General features: G+C 61.0%; 1 pseudogene. It reads right to left on the bottom strand.

The window, feature by feature from the left end:
- Positions 1-516: pseudogene (locus F4V54_RS11605) on the bottom strand (HNH endonuclease signature motif containing protein); the annotation flags it as partial.

Genomic DNA, 516 nt, shown 5'->3' with positions numbered 1-516 from the left:
CAGCCGCATGCCGGCACCCCGGTACCGGGCAGATCGGCAGTGTTGCCCGTGCTAAGTCGCGCTGTTTCCGGTTCGCGAAGCGTTGAGTGTCATACAGGTTGACCGCACCTGCCTGCGGGTGGAACACTGCCACTTCCAACTCATCCCCATAATTCTGGGCCAAATACTCCGCACCTGTGATCGTGGTGCCATCAGTCAACCCCAAGATGGTGTCATCCCCGTCACCGCCCACAATGGTGATGTGGTCGTCTAGTGGGATGAGGACCAGTGGGCGGGGAACAGCCGGAGCAACTCGAGCTGGGGCGGGATCCCCTTCACCTTGAGCATCAGGGCGAAGACCCAGGATGGTCATTAAGTTCTCGTACATCTGGGGGCCGGCAGGGCCATCCCCGAGGCCCTGGCGTGAGGCGAACTCGATAGCTGCTGCGTCTTCTTCTCTAGCCGTGATGATGATAGGGCGCCTCTTTTTACGTGAGCGCCCAAACCCCACCGCCGGTTCCGGGGCAGGCTTATCCA

The organism is Corynebacterium tuscaniense, from assembly GCF_008693065.1.
Classification (GTDB): Bacteria; Actinomycetota; Actinomycetes; order Mycobacteriales; family Mycobacteriaceae; genus Corynebacterium; species Corynebacterium tuscaniense.
The sequence above is the reverse complement of the archived record's forward strand: the minus strand, read 5'-3'. Positions and strand labels throughout refer to the sequence as shown.